At 44.6% G+C, this 22,540-nt stretch carries 20 protein-coding genes, 1 tRNA gene and 2 riboswitches; of the genes, 9 read left to right on the top strand and 12 right to left on the bottom strand.

The genetic code is table 11. The features are described 5' to 3' along the window. Positions 1–18 precede the first annotated feature (18 nt). Positions 19–351: an RcnB family protein gene (locus tag AL515_RS15810; RefSeq protein WP_086523387.1), complete on the bottom strand. Its 333-nt coding sequence runs from the start codon at positions 349–351 to the stop codon at positions 19–21. A gap of 205 nt (positions 352–556) precedes the next feature. Then, positions 557–652, top strand: a riboswitch (TPP riboswitch). Between the two features lie 67 nt (positions 653–719). Between AL515_RS15810 and AL515_RS15805 the strand changes: the two genes are divergently transcribed. Then, on the top strand, positions 720–2,021 hold the full coding sequence (locus AL515_RS15805) for a tyrosine-type recombinase/integrase (protein ID WP_061068149.1): 1,302 nt from the start codon (positions 720–722) through the stop codon (positions 2,019–2,021). Between the two features lie 202 nt (positions 2,022–2,223). On the opposite strand, the gene AL515_RS15800 is transcribed toward AL515_RS15805, so the two are convergent. After that, positions 2,224–3,216 (bottom strand): hypothetical protein, encoded by a 993-nt coding sequence (locus tag AL515_RS15800; protein WP_061068148.1) that lies wholly within the window; start codon positions 3,214–3,216, stop codon positions 2,224–2,226. A gap of 340 nt (positions 3,217–3,556) precedes the next feature. Next, on the bottom strand, positions 3,557–4,132 hold the full coding sequence (locus tag AL515_RS15795; protein WP_061068147.1) for a recombinase family protein: 576 nt from the start codon (positions 4,130–4,132) through the stop codon (positions 3,557–3,559). A gap of 644 nt (positions 4,133–4,776) precedes the next feature. Between AL515_RS15795 and AL515_RS15790 the strand changes: the two genes are divergently transcribed. Both AL515_RS15790 and AL515_RS15785 read left to right on the top strand, forming a co-directional pair. Then, a complete protein-coding gene (locus AL515_RS15790; protein ID WP_105242178.1) occupies positions 4,777–6,459 on the top strand; it encodes an AAA family ATPase in 1,683 nt (560 codons plus the stop codon). Between the two features lies 1 nt (position 6,460). Then, positions 6,461–7,456: a hypothetical protein gene (locus AL515_RS15785; RefSeq protein ID WP_061068144.1), complete on the top strand. Its 996-nt coding sequence runs from the start codon at positions 6,461–6,463 to the stop codon at positions 7,454–7,456. Positions 7,457–7,544: 88 nt separating this feature from the next. On the opposite strand, the gene AL515_RS15780 is transcribed toward AL515_RS15785, so the two are convergent. The 4 genes from AL515_RS15780 to AL515_RS15765 form a co-directional block, all read right to left on the bottom strand. Next, positions 7,545–7,910 (bottom strand): hypothetical protein, encoded by a 366-nt coding sequence (locus AL515_RS15780; RefSeq protein ID WP_061068143.1) that lies wholly within the window; start codon positions 7,908–7,910, stop codon positions 7,545–7,547. A gap of 43 nt (positions 7,911–7,953) precedes the next feature. After that, positions 7,954–8,994: a hypothetical protein gene (locus AL515_RS15775; RefSeq protein ID WP_061068142.1), complete on the bottom strand. Its 1,041-nt coding sequence runs from the start codon at positions 8,992–8,994 to the stop codon at positions 7,954–7,956. A gap of 992 nt (positions 8,995–9,986) precedes the next feature. Continuing rightward, positions 9,987–11,426 (bottom strand): type III restriction endonuclease subunit R, encoded by a 1,440-nt coding sequence (locus tag AL515_RS15770; protein WP_061068837.1) that lies wholly within the window; start codon positions 11,424–11,426, stop codon positions 9,987–9,989. A 257-nt stretch (positions 11,427–11,683) separates the two neighbouring features. Further along, complete coding sequence (locus AL515_RS15765; protein ID WP_061068141.1) at positions 11,684–11,869, bottom strand: hypothetical protein; 186 nt, start codon at positions 11,867–11,869, stop codon at positions 11,684–11,686. Positions 11,870–12,292: 423 nt separating this feature from the next. Next, positions 12,293–12,389: riboswitch (TPP riboswitch) on the top strand. Positions 12,390–12,421: 32 nt separating this feature from the next. Between AL515_RS15765 and thiM the strand changes: the two genes are divergently transcribed. Genes thiM through AL515_RS15750 form a run of 3 tightly spaced genes read left to right on the top strand, consistent with a single transcriptional unit; the run spans position 12,422 to position 14,805 of the window. Then, complete coding sequence (gene thiM, locus AL515_RS15760) at positions 12,422–13,210, top strand: hydroxyethylthiazole kinase (protein WP_061068140.1); 789 nt, start codon at positions 12,422–12,424, stop codon at positions 13,208–13,210. Next, complete coding sequence (gene thiD / locus AL515_RS15755) at positions 13,207–14,007, top strand: bifunctional hydroxymethylpyrimidine kinase/phosphomethylpyrimidine kinase (protein ID WP_048211195.1); 801 nt, start codon at positions 13,207–13,209, stop codon at positions 14,005–14,007. The genes thiM and thiD overlap by 4 nt, the downstream gene beginning before the upstream one ends. Before the next feature lie 51 nt (positions 14,008–14,058). Continuing rightward, the gene (locus tag AL515_RS15750) at positions 14,059–14,805 is read left to right on the top strand and encodes a GntR family transcriptional regulator (protein ID WP_005129153.1); all 747 of its coding nucleotides are present in this window, start codon (positions 14,059–14,061) and stop codon (positions 14,803–14,805) included. Here the strand turns inward: AL515_RS15750 and AL515_RS15745 are convergent. From AL515_RS15745 to AL515_RS15735, 3 genes are read right to left on the bottom strand one after another with little or no spacing between them, the layout of a single operon-like run. Then, positions 14,779–15,744 carry a PfkB family carbohydrate kinase gene (locus AL515_RS15745; protein ID WP_061068139.1) on the bottom strand — a complete coding sequence of 322 codons (966 nt, stop codon included), beginning with the start codon at positions 15,742–15,744 and terminating at the stop codon, positions 14,779–14,781. The two genes, AL515_RS15750 and AL515_RS15745, sit on opposite strands and share 27 nt — an antisense overlap. After that, positions 15,741–16,745 (bottom strand): ADP-ribosylglycohydrolase family protein, encoded by a 1,005-nt coding sequence (locus tag AL515_RS15740; protein ID WP_048211197.1) that lies wholly within the window; start codon positions 16,743–16,745, stop codon positions 15,741–15,743. The genes AL515_RS15745 and AL515_RS15740 overlap by 4 nt, the downstream gene beginning before the upstream one ends. Further along, positions 16,742–18,019 (bottom strand): nucleoside permease, encoded by a 1,278-nt coding sequence (locus tag AL515_RS15735; RefSeq protein ID WP_048211198.1) that lies wholly within the window; start codon positions 18,017–18,019, stop codon positions 16,742–16,744. The genes AL515_RS15740 and AL515_RS15735 overlap by 4 nt, the downstream gene beginning before the upstream one ends. A gap of 252 nt (positions 18,020–18,271) precedes the next feature. On the opposite strand from AL515_RS15735, the gene fbaB reads away from it, so the two are divergent. Next, positions 18,272–19,324, top strand: coding sequence for a class I fructose-bisphosphate aldolase (fbaB, locus tag AL515_RS15730; RefSeq protein WP_005129139.1), 1,053 nt, complete (start codon positions 18,272–18,274; stop codon positions 19,322–19,324). Positions 19,325–19,345: 21 nt separating this feature from the next. On the opposite strand, the gene yegS is transcribed toward fbaB, so the two are convergent. Both yegS and AL515_RS15720 read right to left on the bottom strand, forming a co-directional pair. Beyond that, positions 19,346–20,245 (bottom strand): lipid kinase YegS, encoded by a 900-nt coding sequence (yegS, locus tag AL515_RS15725; protein ID WP_061068138.1) that lies wholly within the window; start codon positions 20,243–20,245, stop codon positions 19,346–19,348. Between the two features lie 170 nt (positions 20,246–20,415). Then, positions 20,416–20,503, bottom strand: a tRNA-Ser gene (locus AL515_RS15720). A gap of 236 nt (positions 20,504–20,739) precedes the next feature. Here AL515_RS15720 and ghrA point away from each other — a divergent pair. Both ghrA and AL515_RS15710 read left to right on the top strand, forming a co-directional pair. Beyond that, positions 20,740–21,678, top strand: coding sequence for a glyoxylate/hydroxypyruvate reductase GhrA (gene ghrA / locus AL515_RS15715; protein WP_061068137.1), 939 nt, complete (start codon positions 20,740–20,742; stop codon positions 21,676–21,678). A 116-nt stretch (positions 21,679–21,794) separates the two neighbouring features. Continuing rightward, entirely contained in the window at positions 21,795–22,532 is a 738-nt protein-coding gene (locus tag AL515_RS15710) for a phosphatase (RefSeq protein ID WP_048211201.1), read from the top strand. Positions 22,533–22,540 lie beyond the last annotated feature (8 nt).

The raw sequence follows: 22,540 nt of genomic DNA, 5'->3' as shown, positions 1-22,540 counted from the left end.
TATAGGGTGCGTGTTTTTTTACCGGTGATAAAAAATCTCGCCGTCGTAGGCTTTAATGATTTTACCGTCGGCATCATTGACCAGCACATACGCGCCGCCCATATAGGTCCAGTGGGTGCCTGGCGTCGGTGCGGGCAGGTTGCGCAGATTCCACTGCTTAATGGTGTATTCTTCGGTGAGATACAGTGGTGGAACCTTGTCACCGGGTTTGAAATGGGTGAAGTCAGCAATAAAGCTGCTCAGCTCATACTTATCGATACCGGTGGGGGCTGCCGTTGCGGCTGGCGCGGCCCAGACGACGCTGCTCGCAAGCAGAAGTGCGCCCAGCAACATTTTATTTTTCATACCCATCCTTTCTACCTCTTCGGGTCATCAAAATCAGTCGTGTATCATTTCTGGCTTACAGGATATCTGACAAGCACTATTTTGTGTGTACCCCAGTTATTTCGTAAAAAGTGTAAATGAAGTGCAGATATGTAGGCAATGTTGGCCTGCAATTTACAACATGGCGTGCAGACAGTATCCTGTTGCTGAAACCTGAATATCATATTTGTGTTTCAACGACTCGGGGTGCCCTTCCGCGTGAAGGCTGAGAAATACCCGTACCACCTGATCTGGATAATGCCAGCGTAGGTTGCCAATATTCCGATTAGTATTCATGTGGTTACATTTCTTTTTGTCCGTGTGTAATGCACCTAAGGTACAAAAAGAGAGTGATCATGAGGTACAAAACTCTGCCATACACGTTTCAACGAAATGGTAATTACTATCTACAAATCCGGCTTTCAAATGGCAGGATGTATAAAAAATCACTCCTTACTGATAGCTATCACCAAGCCTCAGCTTTGATGGTTAACATCACTCCGCACATCCCATTTGTTAAATCATTAGCAACTCCGACTCCGATGTTTGACGCGTTTATCTCAAACCTGATCGTGTCAGAACGTAGGACTGTGACACTTCCGCTGCTATCCAGTCTACCGCTTGTTGTATCCCCTAAAATTGAGGAACCATCGGCACAAGTTGAACCGGAAAATGTATTAACTATCACTGATGCTTGGGCTATGTACAAAGTCGAAAAGGGGAAGAATTGGACTAAATCGATCTCAATGGCGAATGAGCGTTACATTGAAGTATTGCTTGTAGTGTTGGGGGAAAATATGGATGTAACTGCGATCACCAAACAGGACATTAGACAGGTGATGGAGGTTGTTGAGAATTTACCTAAGCGTGTTATTCAGCCGTATCGTTCGATGAATGTTCAGCAGTTGATAGATTGTGATGACGTGCCTCCTGATGAGCTTGTGGGTGTTGAGGCTATCCATAAGCATCTCAAGCTCTATAAATCCTTGTTCAAAACATTTCTCACCGATAGCAAAGATATATTACCTAAATCGCCAACTGATGGCGTAGTGGCAGCACCATCAAAAGCCAGATTTGGTGCATACAGTCCGGCGGAGATGAAGAAGATTGTAGAGTGGGCACTTAAGCAGCCGGATGGCTGGTTGAAATGGATTACGTTGTTGTTGGCACACACTGGAGCTAGGAGAGGAGAAATTGCCAAACTGGGAAAATCACAAATCAAATATGATGAGGATAGCCAACGGTATTACTTCTTGATCGCAGAAGGAGGGCAGGGGAAAACCGAAAACGCCACCAGGCAAGTGGTAATACACCCTAAGCTTATCGAATGGGGGTTTATGGATTATGTTGATCGGCAATGGAAAGAGCGGATTTTTTCAGAAGTGGCGGGTACGAACATGACTAAAATTGGCAAAGAATTTGCTAACGTGCGTGATCAGCTTGGAATTTCATACTTAGATGACTTTGGACAGCGTAGGCTTTTGCATAGCATTCGTCATTCTGTTTGCTCTACCGCAATGGCCGGATGGGTTAAGAACATCTTGCATTTGCAACAAACGGTAGGCCATGAGAAAAATGGTGGGATTACAAAACGCTATTTGCACACGTTTCCTCTTTCCTCCATAAATTATGTGATTGATGGAATCTGTTGGGCTTAAATTACATTAATAATTCATTCTTTATATTATGCCATCATCGTTTACAGGTTGGTGGCGAAATAGTAATTTAGGTAGTATTAAAAATATCATTAACTGATGGTTGTGTTGAATAATTGATGAGGTCTGTTTATATACTTTTTTTGCTATAAAACACCTGCATACGTTAAAATGCAGGTGTTTGTTTGATTTATAAACTTTATAACTAAGCCAAAGCATTATTTTTATATTTAATGACTTGTTGGTTTACTCTAACTGGGTGGCTATTAAACAATTTGCTAACACGCTCCTCGACTCTTTTAATTCTAAGCCTGATATGAGCATCTGATTGGACTTTAGAACCTGTAATTTTAAAAATTGATTTGACAGTTAAAAACTGCTCTTCATAGTCGTCGCAAACGAACAATAGCAAATCCAAATTCTTGGATTCGATGAATTTTTTGGTTTCATTGACGAACCTGCCGTAACGTTTCTCATAATCTATCTTTTCACGAATTTCATTAGTATAATATCTTAACTTAGGCGTCGGCAATTCAGAAATATCAATTTTTTTAAATTCCTCAACAATTCCAATCAGGAATTTAACCTTTGTGATTAAGCTAATAATCTCTCGTGTAGTACTTATAGATTTAAGAGAGGTCAATGCGTGTACTTGCCATGTGGACTTTTGATCGTCGTTCTTCGCAGGATAAAGTACATCTACATTAACTGCCCAGTTGTTAGTACGTTGCCCTGACTCAAGAAATCGCAGGACACTATTTGGCATAGTTTTATACACAACATCAACTATCTTTCTAACAGTGATTAGGTTAGCTCTTAAATTAGAAAGCTCTTCTAAAATCACATCAGCATTAATTTTATAATTTTGTAATTCGGTAACATAATCCCTTCGCTCTAATTCAGATTTAATACGTTTCGTTTCCATACTAAATCGCATATCTGCTTTAAAGTAAGTTTTTGCACAATGCCCTCCAATGAGAGCTTCAACACCATCAACTGTAACCCCTAACCAACCAGTTTTATGATTCTTACGACAGAAACCTCTTTTAGTTTTCACTTGACAAGAAACATCCTCGTCGAGTTCATAGTAGCCAATTAGCTCCTTGAAATTCTCAGGACTAATCTCTTGTTTAGATGAGAACGATTTTCGATTTCCAATTTCAAAATATTTTGAAAAATACTCAGTTTTGTCAGACATCAACTTCTCCCTACGATGAAGAAACTGGTTGGATGAACAGCACTGAGTAAATATACAACTCAATAACCTCGGAATCAATGCTATTAATGTCCATTTAGTGCACAAATCACCAACATATAGTACCAAGGTATATATAAACATCTATATGTGGTATGGCAGATTTGAAATCCTATCTATTCTAAGTAAGAAAACGCCAAGCATCGATTAGCTGATCATAGACAAAAATATCGATCATCATACTGATTTTAAAAGAAAAATTAAATTTCATTAAACCAAGATATCGAAAGAATTCTTTTGGCACTAAACTATCGACGGCTCTTCTTCATCCTCTGCCGCTATATCAGCGTTCGAAATAGCCAGTACTGGCAAGCAGTTCTTTCTTCACGCGAAACACTGTAGCCCTACCGCAATCACATAACTTTGCTATCTCGTCTGGTGTATTCTTCCCGGCCTGTAACATATCGATAATCTTGTTATGTAGCTCTTTGTTCTTTTGCTTGCCCTTGTACTTCTTAGCCTCTTTAGCAAGGGCAATCCCCTCATTGCGACGAGATGCGATCATACCCCGCTCAAATTCTGCAACAGCTCCCATCATGGTTAGGATAAGGCGTGATTGTGGGGAATTATCAAAACTCATAGAGTTTGCAAGGAACTGAACAGTGATCCCACGAGCCACTAGGTTATCAATCATTTCCAGCAAATCGCGGGTATTACGTGCAAGGCGATCAATCGAGTGAGTAACGAGCGTGTCACCTTCGCGGAGGTGTGAAAGCAGGTTCAACAATTCAGGTCTTTCGCTGGTGGACTTACCAGATTCTTTCTCAGTCACAATTTTGTCACAAACAGGTTCCAGCACTGCCAACTGACGCTCAAGATTTTGATCCTTTGTTGAGACTCTCGCGTAACCAAAAATCATTTTCCTGCCCTCACTTGCGTGAAAAGTATCATTTGAATTTACTTAATGATACAGTATCATTTAAATTCATTCAACATCTAAATGATACTAAACGAGACGAGAAAAGCGAGTATCGTTAGGGAGTACCCAAAAGAGATTTTTGATCGTGCGTTCTTTAGTCAATATAGGGTTAGTGAAAAGTTCAGTACTGAGTTCTGAGTACACGGCATTTGGTCGGCGGGGTTGAACCTGATCAGACGAGCGAGATTTTAAATCGTGCAGAAAAAAACTGACTGTACTTTTATCTGAATAAACGATCCCTTTAACTTTTTTGTCGGAAAATGAGTGACCTAGACTTTGATTATTTTGTGATCTAAAGGCAGGTAACTGAGGGAACAATACAATTCCAACCGAAATGTACTTACCTTCGCTCTAAAATGTAAAAAAATTTTAACACATCTGTTAACGATAAACTTAAAAAATATCCCCCATGAAATTGAGGATTGAATCACAACTTTCAATTGTCACATTAAATATGTATGAATAAACAGTTGATTTTTAAATCGCATGCTTTATCAAAATCAACTAAGCTGGTAAAATTAATCGTTGTTATTATAAGTAATTTACTATACTTAGCATAAGTCTAATTTTAATGGAGTTAAATTATGTTAACGAGATTTACGGGAAGTAATTATAAGGCATTTGAAGATTTCTCGCTGGATCTAAAACCACTAACTATTTTATTAGGAGCAAATAGCTGTGGTAAAAGTGCTGTATTGAATTCTTTTCTTATGCTTTCACAGTCAATAGAGACTTCATCAAGGACAGAAACCCCCTTTCGATTAAATGGCAATAGAGTAGGAATGGGTGAATCATTAAACTTAATAAAAGATAAAGATAAGAGTAAAGTTCTAAGTTTTACATTCGAATTTGATGAACAAACAAAAATTAAAAGATCTATTGATTTAGCTAAACGTGAATGTCTTGAGGTACATTTCGACTGTTCCCGCTATATATATCAAGTATTACGCCGAGATCGAGTTTTGAGCAACTCTATTGGTCCATTGTTAAATGAACTTGATAATCTATATTACTCAAATGATAATTTCAACACTACCCAACTATCAAAAATTTCTAAAAAAATATGCTCTTTCATCCGTGTATACAGAAGCCACAAAGATAAAATTATTTCAAAAGGAAAAACTCCATTATCAAAAACATTTCGAAATTTTGTAGAAGACGTATCCTATCAGAAAATTCATGACTGTATGGTCGGCTTAATTTCTATTTCATTAATGAAATTGGCAGCTCAAAAAATACAGCTTGACTTTAAATATAAGAAAAAAGATGATTATTTTTATATTTCTCAAGCGAGACTAATAAATCGAGGGGGGGAGAAAATAATTGATATTAAAGTTGACGCATCGGAGGATATTACTCTTTTTTCTGACATCATCGATAACGATATTTTAAGAAAATCAAAAAACGACATTAAGAAATTGTTGGATTTAAAATCCCTATTAATATGTGATACTAATGAAGAGATTAGAGTTTCAGCAGCATCTTACTTTGAAAAGACTAACAATCCATTTGCAGTACATTTCTCAAGAATAATTAGCTCATCGTTTAAAGAGCTTAAAAAATCTTTTTCAGGTGTTAGCATCAATCATGTAAGTCCGTTACGAGCATTCCCACAGCGATATTATTTGTTAGACAAAGCCATTTATCACAATCAGTTAAATGCTTTAGACGGCACAGAATTAGCAGAGGTCTTAAAAAACAACAATCATATTAAAGATAATATTAACGAGCTTTTGGCAGAATTCAAAATCGCTATTGAAGTAGACAAAGTCAATGATATCATTCATAAAATATCAGTTAATCAAGAGGCAGTAAACCTTGAATTAACAGACGTTGGATTTGGTATTTCTCAGGTTTTGCCAATCCTTGTTCAAGCATATCTCTCCCCTGTTGGGTCGATAACTATAATTGAACAACCAGAAATTCACCTCCATCCTAAAATGCAAGCATGGTTAACTGATGCATTAATAAAAATAGCGTTAGGAAGTTCAAAAAGATTTATTATTGAAACCCATAGCGATGCTTTGGTTCGAAGATTGCGGCTTAGAATAGTTGATGAGGAATCCTCTCTTTCAGAAAACGATGTAGCTGTTTATTATCTGGAAAGAAATAAAATCGATTACAAAACAGAAATGAAACGCATTATGGTAACTCCTGATGGTGACATATCCTGGCCTTCTGAATTCATGGATGTTGAAATAAATGACACTTTATTAATTCAACAGAAAAAACTTGATCGTATGTTGAAGAAACATGAGGGTAATTGAGATGGCGTATGCTCATTGTGTTTGCCCAGGATTTGTTTCAAGCCATATTTCCGATCCCGTAATATTCAGTAATATCTTTATGGGTGTGCTTTTAAATTCAGATGACCAGATAGTCATAGATTCTAAAGGTAGATTACCCCTTGAATATGCAAAGTCTGTAGAAAAAAATACGGATGCTTTTGCTTTATTAAAAGTTTGGCAGACCCAACTTGATAAACGTAAAGATGGAAAAGTACTTCTAACTAGTTGTGAACCAGATGGTGATATTCACGAATTAGTTTTTAAATTAATCCAAAAAGCTGCAACTACCTTTGATAGGGATATTGTCACATCTAACAATGAGGCTTACAGACCTTATATTGAAGAATTAAAAAAACAAAGAATATCACTATATAACCTCCAAAATCTATCTCCTAAAAACATAAAAAACATACTCAAGAAAAATTTATCATTTGATGAGTTATCACATGATGTAGCTTGGGCTTTACACAGATTAGCAAGGACAAGTAACAAAGGATTGAGTGAAGACGACATTAATGATCAATTGCGTAACATGTTATTATGCATGAAATACCAAGTAAAAGATCAGACTCGTGAAGGTCGTTCATTATCTGGTAAAGGTGCAGGGGAATTAGATCTTGTCATAGAAGATGATGGAGAACTTTTTTCAATAGTTGAAGCAATGAAATTGAATAGCGTCAAAGTCGAATATATCAACGATCATTATCAAAAATTGCTTACAAACTATAATCCATTGCAGATAACCAAAACAATTCTTATAACTTACTATACCGGATCGAGGTTTGATGATTGGTGGGAGGGTTATACAACACATATTTCCAGTGTGGATGTTGAACTTTTCAATTTTGACGGAAACTCTGAAATTACAGAAACTAAAATTGAAGGTACTTTGTATCCTTCGTTAAAAAAATTAGTTCAACACTTTGAAATCAATGGACGGCATCATGCTTGTGTTCATTACGCATTAAAATTTTAATAGCTATAGGGGAAGATAAACTTCCCCTTTGTCCTATATTATCTTAACTGTGATTTTTATATGAAATAACATTATTTTCGTCGTTGATTTAAACATTATCAGAACGATCAAGTACCATGTAAGCTGGCTGGCACATACTCCCCCGTTCCTCTAGCCAGTAGTAATCAAGATCAGCAACACGTACATTCAGCCCCGAATCCACACGATTGATCTGTAGTCGAAGTCCTACAGTGTCCTTGTACGATAAACCAGATTTAACATTGAATTTGTACTTAACACCGTTTTCCTGTTCAAACTGTTTAAGGAAAGGCGTCATTTGTTTCTGAATTTCTTTCAAACAAATAACCTCATTATCAATAGCAAAGGGGGTTTCTGTTTTTCCATCAGGTACAGCAGCCTGTAAATGAAAGGAAGTACTCAACAATAACAGCATTGCAACAGAAGTCTTTTTCACTTTAATTCCTTATTAAAGAACAGTACATTATATTTCAATGGGCTTAATAACAAGATTTTATATTTCCTTCGGGTTTTCTCATGCATTTAATACCTTCAGGAATATAATCAGTTACGGGAGCAGGTCTGGCATCAGGTCTTGAAAGACGATTGGGTATAGAAGACAACAGACTGAAAACACACTCATTAAATGATTTTTGATATTTATTTTTTTCATAAAAGTACTGCATGGTGATTTTATCTCTTTCGTATTGCAATTCTTTGCCAAGCTGAATCCTATCCATATCAACTCCATTTCTCATAGCATTAAATCTTTCGTTCAATAAATTAAATTGAGATTTATTCCATTCATTTAAAGGAAATAAAGAATTGTTAAGCCTTTGCCTACAATTAGATTGCTCGATAGCTGACATGTATTCTTTCATACTAACGCCAATATCTAAGTATGTGCGTTGTCCTACAGTTCTATCAACTGAGTTATTGGGGTAGGATTTAATTTCAGTAAGTATTGACTCTGTTAATACTGAATTTTCTTCTAAATCTCTGCTAATCGTTTTTTTAGCTTGTTCTCTTTTATCCTCATCAAATATTGAAATGTATTTCTTTACTATATCCTGATTAGCTTTCTCAGCTGCTACTAACGCATCTTGAACCTTCTTTTCCGCCGCTTTAACTCGTTGTTCTTCTACAAATTTCGCGTAGTCATCAGTATTTGTAATGTGATTTTCACGAGCGATAGAAAACTCTTTACTATCTTTAAAACCAAGTTTTTGTGCTCTGGCTCCATCGCTTGAAGATCGGGCAGAACTTGCCACGAATGCAAGCACAATGATCACTACAGGAACCGTATAATTATTAACGAGTTTATAGGGTAAGTACTTCGCTTTAAGCGTACCAGAACCCAAAACAGCCCAGCCGATCGCGGCAGTACTTGCCAGTAGCTGACACACTCCAGCGACCATAAGCATTATCACTGACCAAAAGCCATTACCGACTGCGAATAGATCACCAAATTTCTCCATTGACGCAAGGAATAAAAACACTCCCCAAATGCCATAAATTCCTATTTTTAAATATTTACTCACCGCAATTATCCTTTAATAATTTTCCAAATCGATGGTTTGTTCTATTTGTATTATCGACAATAATTCGTTTGCCTTTAGGTAGATCCCTTAAAAAGGAATCCCCCCAAAATTTATAGATTAGCAGTTGTACCACTCTCACCGTTTTGTCACCCCCATTATCTTCTCTCAGGCCAAAAGTACGGACTTAAAACCGTCCGTGTTCAGGTGCTCAAGAGTAGCACGCACATCAACAAATAATCGATTATAACGATCGATTATTGAGTTATTGATCGCTATAATCTATCAATAACTATTAATTCAATACAAATCAATAGGTAAAATCGATCAAGCGGATTCGCCATCCATGAAAGGGGTTATGTATCTGATTTCAATACAGAGAGTACTGGCGATTCCATCTCGCAAACGCTCTTAAAGCGTCGCTACGACGTTTTGTAGGGTTTTGGACATTCATGTGTGTCAGTAATGAACATCGCATTCAGAGGCTTCCTGTGCGTTTTGTCCGAAACACCATCATGAAGGGGGACAGCTCGGATCGGGGTCGCTTCGCTCTGGTCAGTACTGACAGGGCTTTTCCAGTAGCTGAAACAGCAGATACCCCACTAAGTACTCAAAGGAATTATTAGTACAATAAGTAATGAAATAACAATCAGTTATGTACTTACTGACAGAACAAAAAACGCGATTGGTTCGCTCTGCCAGTGACTGAAAGGAACGAAGCAGTAGAACCGAATCCAGCGAACAGTACACGCAAAGCGGGTGCTGTTTAAATTTTTTATCTATATAAACAATGGGATAACTATCAAGCACTCACTGCGTGAGCACTCTCACTAACTACCCGAAACAGTTCGCTTGCTTCGCCGCTCCTGCTTTCAGGTAGTTAATTCGCTTTTGCTCGTTGTGATGTCGGAAATTTATTACCTATAGATATTATAAGGTATTATTTTTCGGACATTTATTGGTTTTATGATGGTGTTTCTGACAGGGAAACAGAGCTATTTCTGTTTCTTTTTTGCTGCTTTTTCGTACTTCTCGTACATAGCTGCCCTTTCCTCAGTACTGAGATCTGCGTTGGTAGAACTGGCAAGAAACGCCCTGAACGCTTCTAACTCAAGTCCTGGGTTGTTGTCTTTCCAGCGTCTGAAACGTGTTGCTTTAGTGTCATCAAGAGTGAAACGCTTTTCCTTGTTCATTGAGCCTTGCGGCCTGCCTCTCTGCCCTTGTTCGTCATCATCAATACCGAGATCTATGTACTCAATATTGTCTGTAAGAGATCTGGCTTGCCATTCATCAAAAACATAAACAGTCTGTGTTTCAGTACTGTCAAAATCCCTTGAAATTCCTCGTAGTACGAACTGGTGTAAACTTTCGTACTCCCTTGCGATGTGTATCGCCTCGCCGTCAATCTCAAAGAACAATTCACACTGTTTAGCTTCTGTTTCAGAGGGACGCATACAGGCCAACCAAACGCACGTATCAAGGTGCCTGTACTGGTTAAATCCTCTGGCATCCGGGCTTATCTCTGTGCCGTTCTTAAGGCTCTGAGAATCGCTTTTGTTCTTAGTCCAGTAGAAATCCTGTCCCTCAAGTTTTTCATCAATATATGAGTATATTCTTTGTACTTTATCAGGGTTGTAAGTTTTCCATGTCCTTGATAGTTTGTGATTTTTTGAAAAGTAATAAACCTTTAACCTGTCTTTGAGAGCTGTTTTTCGTGTTAATAATCCTTCAAGTTCAGTACTTTCAAAGAGTTCTTTATTGCCTTTATAGATCAGTGAGTTTTCGAAATTAGCACCAAGAAAGGTAATTGATATATCTTTGTACTTATTGAGATCTTTCCATGCTGTGATATTAAGCTGTTCCTTTTCCTCATCGGTAAAGTACTCATTATTCATTATAAAAAGATCATTATCATTCAATGCTGAAAGTTTATTTAAAATGTTCTTTACTATATCGCCCTTTACTTCTGGATTTCTTTCAGCCGCAATGTACATATTTTTATCATCTAATGACTGTACTTTGTGGATTAAATCATTACGGATAACGCTTTTTATTTCAGCACTACCTTCATTTATATTCTGAAAAGAGTGGAAATTAGTCACGTCGTCAATATAAACATTCCAGTTAGCTAACAATTCACGAGGGATTTTGAAAAATGTTTTATCTGTTATGATTAATGTTTTATTACTTCCAGATGAAAGAAATTCAATGACTGAACTAATAACACTTTCATCTTTTTGTACCGTATCAGTAATAATATACTCGCAATTATTGATTTGTTTTGCCGTCTGCTTAATAAGCTCTTGAGTGTTCTGTACTAAAATATATTTTTCAGTACTATTATTGATATTCTCACATAATTGATATGTTTTACCTGAACCACAAGGGGCGGAGACATACTTAAATTTATTATAAATAGGTGTGGGATTAATCATTTGTACACGCTCCATATTGATTAATGTAGAAAGGTCAGCCATTCCAGTGTCTGGCCTTTCGTTGTTTTAGTTATTAGTATTTTTGAGTTGCGACAACTGCAAGAGAATGTTTATAAACAAGTGAAATAAGCAGTTTTACCGCCTAAAAAGCTACAGTCAGTTTCGTAATTATTTTCGAAAACATCGTAAATTTCACTTCGTTATCTTCTATGCAAAAATTAGCAGGCTGAGGTATTTAATGATTGAGATGTGACCTGTTAATAAGAGGGTTTGTATTGCTTGTTCTGCTCTTTGTTAATTTGTGACTTATTCCTTTCACAATGATCGGCTATGTTTGATAACTCTGTTAGGAAATCACCTGTGGCTACCATATAATCATGTTCATCTTCTAATTCTTTAAACTTTAATAGAGAAATCTCTTCATAATATTCTTTCATTTTCATATAAATCACCTTTTATTTTTTTTGTTGTTAACACAGAGTTGTTTTCTGCACTACACATTGTAGCACATAGAATTAATTCGTTTCATTTTCTGTCAATGAAATAGAGTAAAGATAAGTGTTTTTATAAAGTACTTATCACATCCGTTGCCTTGCTATATATAAAAAGTTCTCCAAACTATACTGGTGTATATTTTTCCCATCAGATACAGTTGTTTTTAAATATTACAATGTTGGATTCTTGGTTCCAAATAAATCGAGCAACTATTAGTGTTTCAAAATGAAGTTGGGAGCTATTCCTTAATTGGTATGAGGTACAAAATGGGGTACTCGGTGGGGTACAGCGTGTATAAGTGACGTCACCACCGGTAAACTTGCATCGGCGAGCAACTTAACCTAAGCTGACAAAAATTAAGAGAAATGTAACCAAACGACTCGGGGTGCCCTTCCGCGTGAAGGCTGAGAAATACCCGTACCACCTGATCTGGATAATGCCAGCGTAGGGAAGTCTGACACTGCTCGTGTCCCTTCTTTCACGCGGGCAGGAGCTGAACCATGCAGCCTGACCTGCACAGCCGCGCACTTGCGGCCCACACCTTACACCAATTTAGAACGCTTTCCCCCCTCACTCACTGTATGACCAACGAGGTTGTGCAAAGCTTCACTGCCAATACGTTACTGGCACTTGGCGCATCGCCCGCGATGGTGATCGAACCTGAGGAAGCCAGCCAGTTTGCTGCTATTGCCCAGGCGCTGCTCATTAATGTTGGGACACTGACTCAGGCGCGGGCAACGGCAATGCGTGCCGCCGTTGAACAGGCGCAGCAGGCGAAAACCCCCTGGACGCTCGATCCCGTTGCCGTGGGCGCACTGGCGTTTCGTCGTCGTTTCTGTCTGGATTTACTGGCGATACAGCCAGCGGCTATTCGCGGTAACGCCTCAGAAATCCTTGCGCTGGCGGGGATGAACGGAGTGGGGCGCGGTGTAGACACGACTGATACGCCAGCGGTAGCCCTTCCGGCAGCACAAACACTGGCACGCCAGGTTGGAACCATTGTCGTGGTGACCGGCGAAGTTGACTATGTTACCGATGGTCAGCGTACCGTCTGCGTGAGCGGCGGTGACCCGTTGATGACGCGCGTAGTGGGCACCGGCTGTGCATTGTCAGCGGTAGTCGCAGCCAGTTGCGCCCTGGAGGGCGACCGGTTGAATAATGTTGCTTCTGCCTGTAGCTGGATGAAGCAAGCCGGACAACGCGCCACTGAACAATCGACGGGACCGGGAAGTTTTGTTCCGGCATTTCTCGACGCTCTCTATAACCTGAACGCCCAGGAGCAAGCATGAAACGGATTAACGCATTAACGATCGCCGGAACCGATCCAAGCGGTGGCGCGGGTATTCAGGCCGATTTAAAAACCTTCTCGGCGCTTGGCGCATACGGCTGCTCAGTTATTACCGCGTTGGTGGCACAAAATACGCGTGGGGTGCAGTCGGTGTATCGCATTGAACCTGACTTTGTTGCTGCACAGCTGGACTCGGTGTTCAGCGATGTGCGCATCGATACCACCAAAATCGGCATGCTGGCAGAAACCGATATTGTCGAAGCCGTTGCCGAACGTTTACAGCGTCATCGGGTACAAAACGTCGTACTGGATACGGTAATGTTGGCAAAAAGCGGCGATCCGCTATTGTCTTCCTCTGCGGTTGAAACGCTGCGTACCCGTCTGTTACCGCAAGTGTCGATTATTACCCCTAATCTGCCGGAGGCGGCGGCGTTGCTCGGGGCATCGCATGCCCGAACGGAGCAGGAAATGTTAGAGCAGGGGCGCGCGTTGCGGGCGCTGGGCTGTGAGGCGGTATTAATGAAAGGGGGTCATCTTGATGATGAGCAAAGCCCTGACTGGCTGTTTACCCGCGATGGCGAACAGCGTTTCACCGCGCCAAGGGTGGTGACAAAAAATACGCACGGAACAGGGTGCACGTTGTCAGCAGCGCTGGCGGCACTGCGTCCACGCCATGTTAACTGGGCTGATACGGTACAGGAGGCTAAGTTGTGGCTCTCTGCGGCGCTGGCGCAGGCGGATACGCTGGAAGTGGGCGAGGGGATTGGTCCGGTGCATCATTTCCACGCGTGGTGGTGATGAGCAGAAATGGTATACTGGCTGCAGAAACGGCTGCCAGGAAAAAGATAAATGGAACAAGCGCATACCCAGCTTATCGCGCAACTGAATGAACGTATTTCAGCGGCGGACAACACGCCGCTGTATATGAAATTCGCTCAAACGGTTAAGAACGCTGTGCGCAGTGGGATCCTGGAGCATGGCAATATCCTGCCTGGCGAGCGCGACCTCAGCCAGTTGACCGGCGTTTCACGCATTACGGTGCGCAAAGCGATGCAGGCGCTGGAAGAAGAGGGGGTGGTGACGCGTGCGCGTGGCTACGGGACGCAAATCAATAACATCTTCGAGTATTCGCTCAAAGAAGCGCGCGGTTTTTCACAACAGGTGGTGTTGCGCGGTAAAAAGCCGGATACGCTGTGGGTGAATAAACGCGTGGTGCCCTGCCCGGAAGAGGTGGCTCAGCAGTTGGCCATTGCTGTCGGCAGTGAGGTCTTCTTGCTCAAGCGCATTCGCTATGTTGATGAAGATGCTGTGTCTATTGAAGAATCATGGGTACCCGCCCATCTTATCCATGACGTGGATGCCATTGGCGTTTCACTGTACGACTATTTCCGCAGCCAGCATATCTTTCCACAGCGCACACGCTCACGCGTTAGCGCGCGGATGCCGGACGCCGAGTTTCAGTCACATATCCAGATGGACAGCAAAGTGCCGGTACTGGTGATCAAGCAGGTAGCGCTTGATCAGCAGCAACGGCCTATTGAATACAGTATCAGTTACTGTCGAAGCGACCTATACGTCTTTGTGTGCGAGGAGTAACGCCTCGCGTGAGGGGGCGCAGTCGCCGCCGCGGTGACCCACCACCCAGGATGCTACTGCATTGCCAAGCAGGACGGCATCGCCCAGCGACCAGCCTGATGCCAGCCCAGCCAGCATGCCGCCGGCGTGGCTGTCACCTGCGCCAATGGTGTCAACGACCGCCGTTGCAAATGCCGGTACGCAGCCAGATGTCTGTGCGCTGAAATACCATGCGCCGTCTTTATCGTGACGCACGACCACCGCTGCGGTGAAACGCTGCACCCATTCTGCGCCAAAACCTTCCACATCCTGACTCAATGCAAATCGCTCGGCAGCAATTTCCGCCTCCTGACGATTAAGTGACACCAGCGGACGGCAGGCCATAATTCGTACCAGTAAGGGCTCGGGAATGTCGCCGATGCGCGGGCCAAAATCGATAAACGGCGTCACCTCTTCCAGACCTTCCAGCCACTGCACCAGCAATTCACCGCACGGGGACGCTAGCTGATAACCCGAGAGATACACCAGGCTATGACGCGGGATATCCAGCTGTGCCAGCCAGGCGGCATTCCACTGATTCTCAACGCCGCTAAAGGACATAAATGTGCGTTCACCGTCCGGCTCTACCAATGCCAGACACCAGCCGTTATCACCTTCGGCATTATCGATCAGGCTGTGCAATCCTTCTTTCGCCATACGGTTGCGGATAATATCGGCCCACACGCCCTGACCCAGCGGTAACGCATTGCTGGCCTCGATACCTAAACGTTTAAGCGCCACGGCAATATTGAGCGCGCAGCCGCCAACGTTCACCCCTTGCTGCTTAAGCTCAATGTCACAGCCGCGCCAGGGAAGAGCATACGCATCGGCAATGACATCAATCACCGCCGCACCCACCACCGTTACTGGCCGCTGTGTACGTAACTGCGAGAGAAGTTGTTGCAGACGCGCGGTGCTCATAGCGCCTCCCGCTGCTCACGCAGGCGCAGTAATCCACTGGCGTAGCGGATAAAGTCCAGCTGATTTACCGCATCAAGCTCATGTTTCAGGGCCGGGTCAATCGCGCCGACGCCGTGCAGCGCGCCACAAATGGCGGTTGCTATCGCTCCGATGGTATCGGTATCGCCGCCGAGGTTCGCGCACAGAATGGCGCAGCGATTGGGATCGGTCTGCGCCAGTTCGACCATCGCGATGGCGCAAGGTACGGATTCAATCGTACTGGTTCCAGCCCCCACCACCTGATACAGCTGCTCACTGGCAGACTCAAAGCCGTCGGCATTACGGACGATTTTCAGCGCCAGTTCAAGGCGTGCACAGAGAGACGCGCTGAAGGTGGTGATCCGCTTTTGCTGGGCATGCCGGGCAATGGCGGGCAGTGCGTCGACAATCTCCGACCATTTACCGCCATCAATGGCGCGTGATACCGCCCACGCGACCACAACTGCGCCAGCAATAGCCAGATCCGATTTATGCGTTGGACTGGAAGCTAATGCTACGTCGTCGATAAAGGCATCGAGATCGCGCGCGGGCAGCAGACATCCCAACGGCGACACGCGCATAGCCGCCCCATTGGTGACACCGTTGTTTTCCAGCTTAGCAACGGGCTTACCATCGCGGATGGCATTGAGCGCAATTTTTGAGGTCGGACCCAGCACGTTTTTATTAAAGGCATCAAAGCGCTCTGCCCAGGCCAGAATATTGCGACCAATGACGTCGGGTACAATTTCTCCGTCGCACTCAAGCAGGGCATCTGCCAGACACAGCGCCATGGAGGTGTCATCAGTGAACTCCGCCTGGCTGAAATAGCAGGCGGCATTATTCTCCGCCGGACCGGGCAAAAAACGGTCGATCCAACCGAAGTGAGCTTTTACCCGGGTTCGTGGCCACAGTTCCGACGGCATACCCATCGCATCCCCTAACGCCTGCCCATAAAGAGCACCGAGAATACGTTCTGCTTTCATTTAATTTCCCCTTGTTGCAATACGATATCGCGGTCGTCCACCTTAATGGCGGTGATTTCTTTGTCTGACTCGCGAAAGAAAATCATAAACAGCACGGCGATAACGGCGATCATGATCGCGCCAAATCCCCACATGCCAGCCCAGTTAAAGGTGAGGCCATTCACCGGCTCTTTATAAGCAAACATTTTTTCCATCATCACCCCACCCAGGCGGTAGCCGAGCAGGCTGCCGAATCCCTGACAGCAGAGAGTGATTAACCCCTGCGCAGCGGTACGCATGTGCACTGGCGCTTTTTTATCGACATAGATGTAGGCCGTAACGTAGTAGAAGTCGTAGCTAACGCCATGTAGCAGAATGCCGAGAAATAGCAGGGCGTAGGTGAAATATTCTTCCGCGCCGCCGTAAACAAAAAATCCGTAGCGGATCGCGGCAGTGATAAGACCAAGCAACAGTACCTTTTTAATGCCAAAGCGTTTGGTGAAGAACGGCAGTGCCAGCATGAAGAAAATTTCAGAGAACTGGCCCAGCGTCATCCAGCCGGTCGCATTTTTCATCCCAACTTCTGTCAGGTAGCCGTTGGCGAAGATGTAGTAAAACGCCAGCGGCATGGCAAACAGAAAAGAGCAGAAGAAAAAGACCAGGAAGTTCTTATCACGCAGCAGGATCAGCGCATCCAGACCCAGCATGACTTTGAAATCCATCTTGCCGGTACTTTTCGGTGGTGTATCCGGTAAAAAGAAAGCGAAGATACCCAGTAACGCGGAACTCGCGGCCGTAATGAGCAGCGGAATGTTGGTCGGTGAAATGTCGTTATAGCCGAGCATTTGCGGTAAGAACCCGCAAGCCAGGCCGGAAGCAATCCAGCCGATCGTGCCCATTACGCGAATGCGCGGAAAATCACGTTCGACATCCGGGACGTTGGCGAAGGCGATACTGTTGGTTAGTGCAATCGTCGGCATATAGGTGAGTGAATACGCCAGCAATAGCGGAAAGAATCCGCCGAACGTCGTCTGCTGCGCTGCAAAATACATCAAAATCGCGCCGACAAACATCAGCACTGCCAGTACTTTTTGCGCAGAGAAAAAGCGGTCAGTGATCGAACCGACGAAGATCGGTGAGAGGATCGCGGCAATGGCGGTACAGGCATAAGACCAGCCAATTTCACCAGCAGTAAAGCCGCTTTTACTCAGCCAGAGCCAAAGCGGCACAAACCAGGCGCCCCAGATAAACCACTCCACAAACATCATGAACGACAGCTTAACTGTAGTTTTCATCTTTAAATCCTTCATGACAGGTAAGGTACGTCTGGATAGTACCACTCAACAATACCTTTTAAATACCTTTATGGTCTAAATTTGACCGCTGTATCATTTTTTGATGCCTGAATCGAGCCAGCGGAAATCGCTGAAAAGTGCGCTAAAGATGGAAAAAATGCGCAGTCAGTACCAGACTTATTGCTGCCCGCCATCAGGCGGGTCAGGACAATCCACTTCCGAGATCAAATCGGAACTTACGGGAGCATAGCTATGACTGATATTGCGCAGTTGCTTGGCAAAGATGCCGACAACCTTTTACAGCATCGTTGTATGACCATTCCTTCTGACCAACTTTACCTGCCAGGACATGATTACGTCGACCGCGTGATGGTTGACAATAACCGTCCCCCCGCCGTGCTGCGTAATATGCAGACGCTGTACAACACCGGACGGCTCGCCGGGACCGGTTATTTGTCGATTCTGCCTGTAGACCAGGGTGTGGAACATTCTGCTGGGGCATCGTTTGCCGCAAACCCGCTGTATTTTGATCCGAAAAATATTGTTGAGCTGGCGATTGAAGCGGGCTGCAACTGCGTCGCGTCAACCTATGGCGTGCTGGCGTCTGTTTCCCGCCGTTATGCGCATCGCATTCCATTCCTGGTGAAAATTAACCATAACGAAACGCTTAGCTACCCGAATACCTTTGACCAGACGCTGTATGCCAGCGTGGAGCAAGCGTTCAATATGGGCGCGGTCGCGGTGGGGGCAACCATTTATTTTGGTTCAGAGGAGTCGCGCCGCCAGATTGAAGAGATCTCTGCAGCCTTTGAGCGCGCCCATGAGCTGGGCATGGTGACGGTACTGTGGGCCTATTTGCGCAACTCTGCGTTTAAGAAAGACGGTGTGGATTATCATGTTTCGGCTGATTTGACCGGGCAGGCAAACCATCTGGCGGCAACTATCGGCGCGGATATCGTTAAACAGAAAATGGCGGAGAATAACGGCGGGTATAAAGCGGTTAACTTCGGCTATACCGACGATCGTGTCTATAGCAAGTTGACCAGTGATAACCCGATTGACCTGGTGCGTTATCAACTGGCGAACTGCTATATGGGACGCGCCGGACTCATTAACTCCGGTGGTGCGGCCGGCGGAGAAACCGATCTCAGCGATGCGGTACGTACCGCGGTGATTAACAAGCGTGCCGGTGGCATGGGGTTAATTCTTGGACGTAAAGCGTTCAAGAAAACCATGGCTGACGGCGTGAAGCTGATTAATGCCGTCCAGGATGTTTATCTGGATAACAAAGTCACGATTGCCTGATGTCAGTAGAGTGCCGTCGGATTAGCGCAATAATGGGCAACCCGGCGGTAGCCTGCAGCGCAGGGCTGCAGGCAGGATTTCAACATGAAACTCTTGCCCGCTGAGCGGTTCTCCATCCAGATTGAAGGTAATTTCATGTGGCGCACGGATATCAAACCATGATGATGTGCCATCAATGATATTCGGATTGTCTTCGGACTGAGTTATCGCCGATAGCAGTGCCGGAATCAGCTCCTCACCGGTAAAGATTCGCAGTTGCAGCAGGCCGTCATTAATGAGCGCTGTCGGGCAAAGTTGCTGTCCACCACCGGCCTGACGCCCATTGCCAATACCAATCACCAGCGCGTCCCCCTGCCAGTGAAAGTTTTCGCCGCGAATTTCGCAACTGTCTGGCTTCAGCGTATCCATGCGCATTAACCCGTGAATAAAGTACGACACACCGCCAAGGGCGGCTTTGAGTTTCTCCGGTGTTTCGGTGGTGATCCGAGTACCGAACCCTCCGGTCGCCATATTGATAAAGCAGGTTTTATCGTTGACCTGCGCCATATCAATCTCTACCGAATTCCCGGCAATGGCCAGCTTTAATGCCTTGTCCAGCGCTTCAGGAATGCCAACGCTGGTAGCAAAATCATTTGCCGTTCCCAATGGCAAAATCCCGAGCGCCGGAACATTCTCCCCCTGACAGTGGATCAGCGCAGTGGATACTTCGTTGATGGTACCGTCACCACCGCCGGCAATCACCGTTGCTACGCCCAACCGGAGCGCTTCATCAACGTAACGTTGTGCATCGCCTTTTTCCCAGGTCACGCGAACATGGATTTCGACACTCTCATTGCGCAGTTGAGCGATAGCGTCACGCAGGGGAAGGTTATCAGCACTTTTTCCATTCAGGATCAGTAAGCTGGCCGGGAATGCTATCATCCTGTTGCCTCACTTTTATCGTTTTAACTAGTGTATGTCAGGAATGCATATATGGCGTAGGAACTGACTGAAAGCGAAGATCCATCGACGGGTTCTGAGGGCGGTTGATAGTCTGTATGGGACAGAGGCGAAAAAAAGCCCGTACATGCGTACGAGCTCTTTCTCGAATATGGCGGTGAGGCGGGGATTCGAACCCCGGATACGTTGCCGTATACACACTTTCCAGGCGTGCTCCTTCAGCCACTCGGACACCTCACCATATTGTTGTTCCTGTACTGCTGGAACGGGCGCTAATGTAGGGGAAATACCGCCCCGGCGTCAATCTACTTTTTCAAAAAAACGTGCATTTACACAAACTTCAAGCAACATGGGGCTTAAATGAGCGGGAATTGTTTTTTTTGCCAGCACTCTGAAATTTGCTAATCTGATGTTCCCTCGGAAAATGATGATAATAAGTGCGAGAATGTTCCGCATAACAATGTTCAGGAGACAATATGGAAATAATTTTCTATCACCCTACATTTGATACGGCCTGGTGGGTAAAGGCGCTGACGAAAGCCATCCCTGGCGCTAACGTTCGCGAGTGGAAAGCGGGTGATAATGCCCATGCCGACTATGCGCTGGTCTGGCATCCTCCGGTTGAAATGCTGGCAGGGCGAAAGTTAAAAGCTGTCTTTGCATTGGGAGCCGGAGTGGACTCCATCCTCAGTAAGCTTAAAGCACACCCGGAGATGCTGGATACCTCGATTCCACTTTTCCGTCTGGAAGATACCGGTATGGGTCTGCAAATGCAGGAGTATGCGGTGAGTCAGGTGTTGCACTGGTTCCGCCGCTTTGATGACTATCAGGCATTAAAATCCCAGGCGAAGTGGCAGCCGTTGCAAGAGTATACCCGTGATGAATTTACCATCGGCATCATGGGGGCCGGTGTATTAGGGGCTAAAGTGGCAGAGAGCCTGCAGGCATGGGGGTTCCCACTGCGTTGTTGGAGCCGTACCCGTAAATCCTGGCCTGGTGTGGAAAGTTTTGCGGGCACCGAAGAATTGAGTGCATTTTTAAGCCAGACGCGAGTGCTGATTAATCTTCTGCCCAATACGGCAGAAACGGTAGGCATTATTAATGCCGGACTGTTGAATCAATTACAGGATGGAGCCTATGTGCTGAACCTGGCGCGTGGTGTTCATCTCCATGAAGACGATCTTCTGGCATCGTTGGATAGCGGAAAACTGAAAGGTGCGATGCTGGATGTCTATAGCCGAGAACCGCTACCGGAAGACAACCCATTGTGGAAACACCCACGTGTGGCGATGACGCCGCACATTGCTGCGGTAACGCGCCCAGCGGAAGCGGTGGATTATATTTCTCGTACAATCCTGAGCCTGGAAAGTGGAAAAGCGGTTACCGGTCAGGTTGATCGCGTTCGGGGTTACTGATATCAATGTCAACCCGGCCAGCGCCGGGTTTCGACTAAATACAACCCGAATTATTTAGGGTATTAATGGCGGCGATACCTGCTATCCTTGACGGAAAACGACTACAGGAGAGAGTTATGTATCCCGTTGACCTGCATATGCATACCGTTGCCAGCACCCATGCCTACAGCACCTTAAGTGATTACATCGCTGAAGCTCATCGCAAAGGCATCAAGCTGTTTGCCATTACCGATCATGGACCGGACATGGCGGATGCGCCTCATCACTGGCACTTTATTAACATGCGTATTTGGCCGCGTGTTGTAGATGGCGTAGGGATCCTGCGCGGCATTGAGGCGAATATTAAGAATATTGAAGGTGAAATTGACTGCTCAGGGCCGATGTTTGACTCACTCGATCTGATTATTGCGGGCTTCCATGAGCCGGTTTTTGCACCTCACGATAAAGACACGAATACCCAGGCGATGATCGCCACGATGGCGAGCGGCAATGTGCATATTATCAGCCATCCAGGAAATCCAAAGTATCCCGTTGATATCACCGCAATTGCACAGGCGGCGGCAAAATATCAGGTCGCGCTGGAAATCAATAATTCCTCGTTTTTGCATTCGCGTAAGGGCAGTGAAGATAATTGTCGCGCTGTGGCTGCGGCAGTACGTGATGCAGGTGGCTGGGTGGCCCTGGGTTCAGATTCCCATACCGCATTCACGTTGGGAGAGTTCGGTGAATGCCGTAAGATTCTGGATGATGTGGGCTTCCCGGAAGACCGAATTCTGAACGTTTCACCAAAACGCTTGCTGTCGTTTCTGGAATCGCGGGGCATGGAGCCTATCGCGGAATTTGCTGAACTTTAATTGTTACT

This window comes from Citrobacter sp. FDAARGOS_156, from assembly GCF_001559235.2.
GTDB classification, from domain to species: domain Bacteria; phylum Pseudomonadota; class Gammaproteobacteria; order Enterobacterales; family Enterobacteriaceae; genus Citrobacter; species Citrobacter youngae.
Note: the sequence above shows the minus strand (reverse complement) of the source record. Positions and strands in the feature narration are given on the sequence as shown.

What these genes read in the sequence shown, in the direction of transcription:
- AL515_RS15810 (WP_086523387.1), bottom strand. Translation starts at nt 351, where the DNA reads ATGGGTATGAAAAATAAAATGTTGCTGGGCGCACTTCTGCTTGCGAGC.
- AL515_RS15805 (WP_061068149.1), top strand. Translation starts at nt 720, where the DNA reads ATGAGGTACAAAACTCTGCCATACACGTTTCAACGAAATGGTAATTAC.
- AL515_RS15800 (WP_061068148.1), bottom strand. Translation starts at nt 3,216, where the DNA reads ATGTCTGACAAAACTGAGTATTTTTCAAAATATTTTGAAATTGGAAAT.
- AL515_RS15795 (WP_061068147.1), bottom strand. Translation starts at nt 4,132, where the DNA reads ATGATTTTTGGTTACGCGAGAGTCTCAACAAAGGATCAAAATCTTGAG.
- AL515_RS15790 (WP_105242178.1), top strand. Translation starts at nt 4,777, where the DNA reads ATGTTAACGAGATTTACGGGAAGTAATTATAAGGCATTTGAAGATTTC.
- AL515_RS15785 (WP_061068144.1), top strand. Translation starts at nt 6,461, where the DNA reads ATGGCGTATGCTCATTGTGTTTGCCCAGGATTTGTTTCAAGCCATATT.
- AL515_RS15770 (WP_061068837.1), bottom strand. Translation starts at nt 11,426, where the DNA reads ATGATTAATCCCACACCTATTTATAATAAATTTAAGTATGTCTCCGCC.
- AL515_RS15765 (WP_061068141.1), bottom strand. Translation starts at nt 11,869, where the DNA reads ATGAAAATGAAAGAATATTATGAAGAGATTTCTCTATTAAAGTTTAAA.
- thiM (WP_061068140.1), top strand. Translation starts at nt 12,422, where the DNA reads ATGCAGCCTGACCTGCACAGCCGCGCACTTGCGGCCCACACCTTACAC.
- thiD (WP_048211195.1), top strand. Translation starts at nt 13,207, where the DNA reads ATGAAACGGATTAACGCATTAACGATCGCCGGAACCGATCCAAGCGGT.
- AL515_RS15750 (WP_005129153.1), top strand. Translation starts at nt 14,059, where the DNA reads ATGGAACAAGCGCATACCCAGCTTATCGCGCAACTGAATGAACGTATT.
- AL515_RS15745 (WP_061068139.1), bottom strand. Translation starts at nt 15,744, where the DNA reads ATGAGCACCGCGCGTCTGCAACAACTTCTCTCGCAGTTACGTACACAG.
- AL515_RS15740 (WP_048211197.1), bottom strand. Translation starts at nt 16,745, where the DNA reads ATGAAAGCAGAACGTATTCTCGGTGCTCTTTATGGGCAGGCGTTAGGG.
- AL515_RS15735 (WP_048211198.1), bottom strand. Translation starts at nt 18,019, where the DNA reads ATGAAAACTACAGTTAAGCTGTCGTTCATGATGTTTGTGGAGTGGTTT.
- fbaB (WP_005129139.1), top strand. Translation starts at nt 18,272, where the DNA reads ATGACTGATATTGCGCAGTTGCTTGGCAAAGATGCCGACAACCTTTTA.
- yegS (WP_061068138.1), bottom strand. Translation starts at nt 20,245, where the DNA reads ATGATAGCATTCCCGGCCAGCTTACTGATCCTGAATGGAAAAAGTGCT.
- ghrA (WP_061068137.1), top strand. Translation starts at nt 20,740, where the DNA reads ATGGAAATAATTTTCTATCACCCTACATTTGATACGGCCTGGTGGGTA.
- AL515_RS15710 (WP_048211201.1), top strand. Translation starts at nt 21,795, where the DNA reads ATGTATCCCGTTGACCTGCATATGCATACCGTTGCCAGCACCCATGCC.